This window comes from Psychrobacter sp. TB20-MNA-CIBAN-0197 (assembly GCF_040309765.1).
Classification (GTDB): Bacteria; Pseudomonadota; Gammaproteobacteria; order Pseudomonadales; family Moraxellaceae; genus Psychrobacter; species Psychrobacter submarinus.
Map to the genome: position 1 here is coordinate 1 of NZ_JBEOPC010000161.1, position 383 is coordinate 383.

The following is a 383-nucleotide window of genomic DNA, read 5'->3' on the forward strand; positions in this document are numbered from 1 at the left end:
TCTCTGCATCGAGTGAAAATGACTGGCTAAGCCCTGCTTTTGACAAGAGCTTAGCTAGTAGCGATTTATAGTGCTATCAAATTAGTTACTTACTTTATTAATTTGTAAGTTAATGAGTAAGTCACTAAGTTATCTAGCGCGTTAGTCTCTAAGATCTTTGATTTTGGCTTTTGAGAACCAAGCATATAAAACCGGTAACACAAACAAGGTGAGTAACGTTGCAGTAACCAAACCGCCAACAATAACACTCGCCAGTGGTCGTTGAATTTCAGCGCCAACTCCATTGGACATCAGCATTGGAATTAAACCTAACGCAGAAGTAATGGCGGTCATTAATACTGGACGTAAACGAGATACTGCCCCATCAAAAACAGCTTTTGAGG

1 protein-coding gene is annotated in these 383 nt (G+C 39.9%); it reads right to left on the bottom strand.

Annotated elements, in window-relative coordinates:
- Positions 1-141: 141 nt before the first annotated feature.
- The coding region (locus AAEY83_RS13120) for an efflux RND transporter permease subunit (protein ID WP_351059396.1) at positions 142-383 on the bottom strand (242 nt) is incomplete at its 5' end.